Below are 7,382 nucleotides of genomic sequence, written 5' to 3'. Positions count from 1 at the left end.
CAACAAAGACACTTCAAAAAATGTAATCGGGTACAAGAAAGTGAAAAAAATTTCAAATATTTTATTTTATACTGATAATCAGTTATTTAATTTCAGCGTAAACCAAAATTTACTGCCTTTACCAAGCTCGCTTTCCACGCCAATCCTCCCGCCATGATGAGCTACAATCTCAGCAGACAAATACAAACCTATCCCAAAACCTGAAATATTTTGGGTATGCTGCGTTTCCACACGGTAATACCGGCTAAACAGATGATCAATATCCGTTTGCTTAATCCCCATACCCTCATCTATAACCGCAACTGTAACCTCGTCCTCATTACACTCACAATTCAGTTGCACTACCTTACCCATTGGAGAATATTTTACCGCATTACTGAGCAAATTAGAAATTACAGAACCAATCTTTTCTCTGTCGGCCAATAACACAACAGGCGGGCAGTCTGCAATCAGAATGGTATGTGATGGACTGGTAAGCGCCATATCTTCCACCGTTTCAGAAAGCAAATCCATTAGATCAAACTCCTTTTTGTCTAAATGTATCTTGCCAGACTCCAGCCTGGATACATTTAAAAAGCCATTGATCATCACCGTCATTTTCTTGACCTGCATTTCCGCTTTTTCCAATGCATTACTCGCAAACTGATCTTCCTGCTGTCTATATTTCCTGTTTAGCAACTGTACAATACCTTTCAGCGAAGTCAAAGGCGTTTTTAATTCATGACTAACCATCGCAATAAAATCATTTTTGCGCTGCTCATTTTGCTTCTCCTCGGTAATCTCAATCATCAATCCTGAAAAATGGGCATTTCTGGAGCCATGCGCTTCATATAACCTGCCCAGGGCCCTAACCCAACGATGTTTTCCATCGTAGCTAATCACCGGATGCTCCACTGCATAATTTTCACCATACAATACAGAACGCTGTACAGCCGCATGGATTGTATCCTGATAGGCTTCGGGAATCTGAGCAAGAACATCATCATAATTAATCTGATGGTCTGCATGAAAACCAAACAATTCCTTTAATCTTCCAGAAGGTACAAATTCGCGTGTTTCCGCATCCATATACCAGGTGGCAGCACTTGCAGCCTCCACCGAAAAACGCAGCATTTCTTCTGCCCTTTCCAGGGTTTTCCGGTCGTGCACCTGCTCAGTCACATCTACCGCCACAACAATAATATCAGAAGTTTTTCCGGCCATATCCATTAAAGGATGATAAACAAAGTTAAAATAGCTTTTCCTTTGTTCGCCATTATGCTCTAGTAAAGCAGGCGTTTCTCTGCCATGATGAGGCTTAGAACTTACAAATACCTCATCCAGCAATTTCAAAAACGGCTGCCCTTCCAGTTCAGGCAAAGCATTTGCCAGGGTTTGTCCAACAACCGTTCTGTTTTTGCCCCAAAGTTTCAAAATCATCTCATTGGCCGAATCGATCAGTAATTCTCTTCCACGCAATACAGCTATCGCAACAGGTGCCTGTTGAATAAGGAAGCGAAAACGCGCCTCACTAGCCGCCAATTCATCCACCTTATATTTCAGGATCTGTTGCGTGTCGGTCAATTCCTCATTGATGCTAGCCAACTCTTCATTTACCGCACTAATCTCCTCATTCGAAGCACCCAAAGCCTCATTAATGGCTTGCATTTCCTGGTAACTCTGCTCCAGCAACTGGCGCGACCTTACTTTCTCCGTAATGTCTTCAGCCGATACGATAATTCCACAAACCTGTCCCTTCCTGTCAAATAAAGGATCATAATAATAGCTCACATACTTTACAGCAGGCCCTTCAGCAGTATTGTAGTGAAATATTTGTTCTTTTTCACCGTAGCCGATACCAGTATCATACACCTGATGCAAACGCATTGGGAAAGGCTGATCTGCAATTTCCGGTAAAATCTCCATTAGCGGATGTCCCATTACACTTTCAATTGTCTTATCCCAAAGATCCACCAAGGCCTGGTTAGCCAGTTCGATGACCCAATCCCTTCCACGCAAAATCATCAATGGATAGTGTGCAGCATCCACCAGGTTTTTCAGCCAGAATTCCCGGTCTGCAATTTTAGTTCGAGATGCAACTATCGAAGTAACCTCATTTACAAAAACCATAATCCCATCCACCTCTGATTTCTCATTGCGTCTTGGTGTATAATTGAAACTAAAGTAACGGTCTATAAGGGATCCTTCATCTTCTTCTGCTACAGGGATTAATAATTCCTCTACAAAAAAAGGCTCGCCAGTCTGATAAACATTTAATAAAATATCCTTTAAAATCTGACCTTTCAATTCAGGTAAAGCCTCAAAAATAGGCCTGCCCAGCAACTTACGTTTCGGAAGCAATTTCTGATAAGCCGGATTGACCAGTTCGAAAACCAAATCCGGACCACCCAGTACACAAATACCTGCCGGCGCCTGCATAAAGAAATGATATAATTCATCCCGCTCCTCTGTGAGGATTGCCTGGGCCATATGGAGTTCAGCTGTTCGTTCAGCAACCTTTTGTTCCAGTTCCGCATTCAGTTTAGCCAGGCTATCCGTAGATACCGTCAACTTATGGTTGGTATCAATCAGTTCATTGTTGGTCGCAGTCAATTCCTCGTTAAAAGCAGCCAATTCCTCATTCGCCGCACTAAGCTCATCGTTCAGTTCCGCCAGTTTTATATTTGCATTGGCCAACTCACTGTTTAGCCTCTGTTCATTCAAAATACTCTGCTGTAACATTTTAGCCAATTTCTCTGCGGAAACTTTTGGTTGGTTTGTATTCATAATTGATACTGATTAACGGCCCGTTTAACAAACGCAACACTTTACTTAACAAACTTAATGATAAATAGGACTAGAAAAAAAATACAATTATTTTAAGTTTAAGAAAACAGAGTTTCAATATATGAACCTTCCAGCTAACACTTAAGAGTTAGGGTAAAGCAAGTCTCCGTTTCATCAGAACAAACATCCAGTTTACCGCCATGAGCCCTGGCAATTTCCGAACAGATATATAATCCAAGCCCTAAACCCTCGCCACCGTTCTTTTCCTCTCCCCTTACATAAGGTTCAAACAAATTGCCAATTCTATCTTTCGATATGGGCGTTCCCTGATTAGATACAGAGAGCCTAAAAAAATCAACATCACTAACCGCGTTCACCTTAATCACACCATTTTCATTTCCATGAGACAAAGCATTACCCAATAGATTCGAAAACAACTGCGCTATCCTGCTTCCATCACAATGAACCGGAAAAGCCAAATCCTCAGTAAACTCAATACGCCTGTTTGGCCATATGGCCTGAAGTTCAGAAATAACTTCATTAAGAATTTCACTAACCGCCTCATTTTCCTGAATATGTATAGAAATGCCCGAACCCTGTTCTGCTCTGGCAAAATCCAAAACGTTTTCAATGAGCTCCTTCATTCTAAAAGAACTGTTTTTTACAATTTCAGCAAGCTTTCTCATTTTATCATCCAAAGGCTGCCTAAGCATTAACTGCGCACTACTGGAAACAGCGCCCAATGGATTACGCAAATCGTGCCCTAAAATGGCAATGAATTGCTCCCGTAGTTTTAATGCCTTACGCTCTTCTTCTAACTGCAACTCCACAAAACTCACCCTGTCAACGCTATGTAAATGGAAAGAAATCAAATCACTGTATAAGTTAAACATCTCAATAACCTCAGAATTCTTCAGCCTGGCCGGCCTGGGATCAATAGCGCACAAAGTGCCAAAGAACGTACCATCCTTGCGAAAAATCGGCATAGAAATATAGCTTTGAAAGCCATAGCGTTCCGGAGTATGGTGGTTTTGGAAGGCCGGATCCTGTGCAACATGATCAATAACCACCCCATGTCCGCTTTGCCGGATTTCATGGCAAATGGTCGTTTCCAGTTCTAACTCGCCACCAGGCGCCAAGCCAAAATCTATTTCATCCCTCACACTACAAGCCACCCATCTGGTATCGGTAACCCGGGCAACCGCTGCAAATCCCATACCTGTAGTTCTGCAAATTACCTCTAGTATTCGTGATATGACTGGGATACGTCCAATAGTCTGTATATCTTCTTGTATGTCCGTTGAAAGAGTATTCATATACACCCGAATTAATTTGGACAAACATACACATTCTTCTATCGATATAACCCCTAAGTTCCAGAATGCCGTAAACAATACACGCCAATTATTGTTCCTAGCCTACATTAACCTATTAAAAAACATAAAAATTTAAAAAATGGATTCTATTAACAAAAACCAACCCGAAGACAATTTTAAAAACCTGGTAGGACAAGAAGGCGTAGATAAAATAAAGGAACTCGCAAAACAAGCAGGCTCTTGTTTTTTCTGTACAAAAAATGATAAAGAAGGACTCTTCACCACCCGGCCAATGTCTGCAGATCACATTGACGATGACGGAAACTTCTGGTTCCTGAGTGCTGAAGACAGCGAGAAAAATGCCGACATCAACAAAGACCCGCACGTACAATTACTCCTGCAAGGCTCTGAACACAGTGACTTTTTAACCCTGTATGGAAAAGTAACCATCACAAAAGATAAAGAGTCTATAGACAAACTTTGGAACCCACTATTAAAAACATGGTTTACAGAAGGCAAAGAAGACCCAAGAATTACTGTACTAAAGTTCAGTCCTTTAAAAGGTTACTATTGGGATACCAAACATGGTATGGCAGTTGCCTTGGTCAAACGGGTTATTGGAGCTGTTAAAGGCGAAACCTATGATGACTCCATAGAAGGAGTTATTAAACCTTAAGTACCCAGCCCGGTCACCACCCAAGAAAATAGGCTTTACTGATCAAGCCTCAGAACCTGTAAGGTTCTGTGTTAATTTTCAACTGAAATATTGTTTTTTTACTTTTGTTTACTTAAGGCGGTCCTGAACCAGCCTGAATAGCGCACTTATACAATCTGTATCTGTGCACTATTCTCTTTGATCAAAAATTGCTTATCCTATTTCTTCTGGCTCTTGTAGAGTGTATAAATCATTTCTAACATTTTTCGCTGCACCGCAACAAGCCTTTCATCTTTATCCCTGATTTTGAGACTATCCTTACGTATACAGATTTGAACCGATCATCCCACTTTACTGCTGATAGACTGGGTAGATACATCGCCTTTCTTAGTGTACTATTCCCTTTTTTGGATATCTGCGACTTTCCATTCACCGAAGTTCCCGACTGTTTTTCTCTAACGTCCAGCCCGACGTAGCTGGTGAGCTGTTTGTTGTTACGAATGAGTTCAAACCCATTGGTTTCTGCAAACACGATGGCTTTGGACTGCTCCAATCTGGTCGCGCTCACCTATTTTACCTTTACTAACAATTCTGGTAGCTTATTTAAGCTATTGTAATGATGTAAAACGAATTATACCTTTGAGTTTAATCAGGAGACGCTCCCTATAAAGCAGAACGTCTATTAATTACAAAATTACCGATGATCAAAATTGCAATATTCGACGACCACAAAGAAAGACGGGAAGCACTCAAACTACTGATATCCCTTCAAGACAACATGGAGTGCATCGCCGACTTTGAAGATTGTACCAATCTGGTAGAGAACCTGCGCTCCAATGTTCCCGACGTCGTTTTGATGGATATTTATATGCCTGGCGTAGATGGCATTACAGGCGTTAAACTGTTAATGGAAAATTATCCGCAAACCCGCATCATTATGCAAACCATATTTGAGGATGACGAAAATCTTTTCAATAGTTTGCTGGCAGGTGCAGATGGCTATCTATTAAAGAAAGCTACAAATGAAAAACTCATAGAAGGCATCCTTGAAGTTATGGATGGTGGTGGCCCCATGTCTCCGGGAATTGCCAAAAGAGTCCTGGAGTATTTCAGCAAAAAAAACAAAGTAAAACAGGACGTCTATAATTTATCTAAACGTGAACTCGATATCTTAAGTTATCTGGTAAAGGGATTCAGCCATAAAATGATTGCTACTGAGCTCTTCATATCCCCTTTTACCGTTAATAACCATATTAAAAACATCTATAATAAAATGCATGTTCATAATGTTTCTGAAGCTGTCGCAACTGCAATTCAGAAAAACTTGATTTAAAATGAATCAATAGCAATCCAACTTAAGGAATTTTTAATTATATTTCCTTAAGTTTTATACAATGATCACATCGTCCTAATCATTGTTGAAAACATATTTAGCAAATAATTATCCCCGTTTTTTGCATGATAGTTTTCCAATTTCTACCTCCTTTCAAGCGAACCTCGGGGTTTGTGTTCTGCATTGCCTTTTTTTTTCTTTTAAATATAACACAGACTTCAGCCCAGCAAACCCTGAACGCTGTGAGTTTTCAATCCTACGGAATTGATAACGGTCTCTCACAGGGTTTTGTGAGCGATATTGTACAGGACAACAAAGGATTTATGTGGTTTGCAACGGGAGATGGACTAAATAGATATGATGGCTACAACTTTGTTGTCTATCATCATGAACCGGACCATGCCAACACATTAATAAGCGACGACCTGACCTGTGTTTATCAGGATGTTAAAGGACGGATCTGGATCGGCACGCGGAACAGCGGAATTGATCTTTTCAACCCGGAGACGAATACTTTTGAGCATTTTCATCATACCGACGGCCCAAGTCTGCACTCCAATAGTATCCTGCAAATATCAGGAGATGAAAGCGGCGCCATATGGATTAAAACCAGAGATGGAATTGAAAGAATCCAATTATTTGCCGGCCCCGCTGCAAGCCGGACCAAAGGAAGCACCAAAGTTCCTTATCATGCAGAATTTATTCCTGTACAAATAGATCGGCAAACTGAACTTCATAAAAAAAAATCTGCTCCCCAGGGACTTTTCATTGACAGCCGAAATAGAATTTTCATTACCACTACAGATAAAATATGGCAAGTATTCTTTAATGCGAAAACAAACAAGTATAAATTAACGGAACGCTACAAGTTTGCCTCCTCAGACAATGCTTTTGTTCCCCAACTGCTGGAAGATAAAGCTGGTAAACGATTATTGCTGAACAACAGAGATATCATTCAGTTTGCGGACTACGAATTTAATGATCCCAAAAAAATTTACAGTTATGATGCTTATCAAATCCGTACAGTTATTGATAGAGAACAGAATCTATGGCTTTCCAATAATAACAAAATTACCCTGCTTAATTTAAAAACAGGCAACGTACAAAATTTAATCTCCAACATACCTGACCAGTCTCTGGCCATCTCGGCCGTAACGGACTTCTATTGCGATAAAACAGGAGTTGTCTGGATCGGATCAGGTGGATATGGTCTTTTAAAATATGATCCGGAAGCAGAACTTTTTCATCATATTTTTCCTGGCGAGGCAGTGTACCAGTTGCTTACTGACCAGGGAAACAATATATATACCAG

General features: G+C 40.6%; 6 protein-coding genes. 3 read left to right on the top strand and 3 right to left on the bottom strand.

The features are described from left to right. Window positions 1-78: 78 nt before the first annotated feature. Together DBR11_RS14640 and DBR11_RS14635 are read right to left on the bottom strand one after the other, a co-directional pair. Window positions 79-2,766 carry a PAS domain-containing protein gene (locus DBR11_RS14640; RefSeq protein ID WP_108553401.1) on the bottom strand — a complete coding sequence of 896 codons (2,688 nt, stop codon included), beginning with the start codon at window positions 2,764-2,766 and terminating at the stop codon, window positions 79-81. Between the two features lie 134 nt (window positions 2,767-2,900). Beyond that, window positions 2,901-4,082, bottom strand: a complete 1,182-nt coding sequence (locus DBR11_RS14635) for a GAF domain-containing sensor histidine kinase (RefSeq protein WP_108553400.1) — start codon at window positions 4,080-4,082, stop codon at window positions 2,901-2,903. A 139-nt stretch (window positions 4,083-4,221) separates the two neighbouring features. Here DBR11_RS14635 and DBR11_RS14630 point away from each other — a divergent pair, with 139 nt between their 5' ends. Continuing rightward, entirely contained in the window at window positions 4,222-4,758 is a 537-nt protein-coding gene (locus tag DBR11_RS14630; RefSeq protein ID WP_108553399.1) for a pyridoxamine 5'-phosphate oxidase family protein, read from the top strand. Window positions 4,759-4,993: 235 nt separating this feature from the next. Here DBR11_RS14630 and DBR11_RS14625 read toward each other — a convergent pair whose 3' ends face one another. Continuing rightward, complete coding sequence (locus DBR11_RS14625) at window positions 4,994-5,305, bottom strand: transposase (RefSeq protein WP_199233847.1); 312 nt, start codon at window positions 5,303-5,305, stop codon at window positions 4,994-4,996. Between the two features lie 132 nt (window positions 5,306-5,437). On the opposite strand from DBR11_RS14625, the gene DBR11_RS14620 reads away from it, so the two are divergent. Beyond that, window positions 5,438-6,070 (top strand): response regulator transcription factor, encoded by a 633-nt coding sequence (locus DBR11_RS14620; protein ID WP_108553398.1) that lies wholly within the window; start codon window positions 5,438-5,440, stop codon window positions 6,068-6,070. A 242-nt stretch (window positions 6,071-6,312) separates the two neighbouring features. Then, window positions 6,313-7,382: two-component regulator propeller domain-containing protein (locus DBR11_RS14615; RefSeq protein WP_199233846.1), on the top strand; the 1,070-nt coding region annotated here is incomplete at its 3' end.

This window comes from Pedobacter sp. HMWF019, from assembly GCF_003061025.1.
GTDB lineage: Bacteria > Bacteroidota > Bacteroidia > Sphingobacteriales > Sphingobacteriaceae > Pedobacter.
Note: the sequence above shows the minus strand (reverse complement) of the source record. Positions and strands in the feature narration are given on the sequence as shown.

Coding starts and splice junctions, on each gene's coding strand:
- DBR11_RS14640 (WP_108553401.1), bottom strand. CDS start 2,766: ATGAATACAAACCAACCAAAAGTTTCCGCAGAGAAATTGGCTAAAATG.
- DBR11_RS14635 (WP_108553400.1), bottom strand. CDS start 4,082: ATGAATACTCTTTCAACGGACATACAAGAAGATATACAGACTATTGGA.
- DBR11_RS14630 (WP_108553399.1), top strand. CDS start 4,222: ATGGATTCTATTAACAAAAACCAACCCGAAGACAATTTTAAAAACCTG.
- DBR11_RS14620 (WP_108553398.1), top strand. CDS start 5,438: ATGATCAAAATTGCAATATTCGACGACCACAAAGAAAGACGGGAAGCA.